The organism is Pseudomonas sp. 43(2021) (assembly GCF_017490805.1).
GTDB lineage: Bacteria > Pseudomonadota > Gammaproteobacteria > Pseudomonadales > Pseudomonadaceae > Aquipseudomonas.
This window is the reverse complement of the sequence record NZ_JAFGYJ010000314.1, coordinates 1-502: the sequence shown is the minus strand read 5'-3', so window position 1 is coordinate 502 and position 502 is coordinate 1. Positions and strand designations below refer to the sequence as shown.

The following is a 502-nucleotide window of genomic DNA, read 5'->3' as shown; positions in this document are numbered from 1 at the left end:
ATACAGGCCGACGCAGAGCAACAGGGTGAACAGCCCGGGAATCACACCGTTGGTGATCACCCGCCAGAACACCCGGTACTTGCCCGGAACAAAGCGTTCGGGCAATTCAATGACGAGAATGCCGGCGGCCGGATCCTGCGGGAACGGTACCCGCAGCCAGGGTCGGCCCTTCTTGTGGATCGGCCAGTCGAGGCCGCGCAAAAAGGTCAGGTGCTGCACCTCTGCCGCGTTCAAAGGCTGGCTGCTCAGCGACTGCAAATCAGCGCCGATCACCCCGACCCAACTGGCCTCGCGCAATTCCATGCTCTGCAACCAGTCATCGACGCCATTGCGCCCGCCGCGCTGCCACGCTTGTTCGGCTTGTGCGGCATAACGGCTGAGCGTGCTGCGCGCGTCACTGGAGAGAAACTGATTGCGCTCCTCCATATAACGGCCCCATGACCAGCTCAGCCAGATCATCAGCAGACAGAACGCCACCAGCAGGCACGCCAGTTTCCAGAAC

At 62.0% G+C, this 502-nt stretch carries 1 protein-coding gene; it reads right to left on the bottom strand.

Annotated elements, in window-relative coordinates:
- Window positions 1-502, bottom strand: a 502-nt coding sequence (locus J5M71_RS27390) for a histidine kinase sensor domain-containing protein (RefSeq protein ID WP_207838684.1), incomplete at both ends; no start/stop codon positions are given.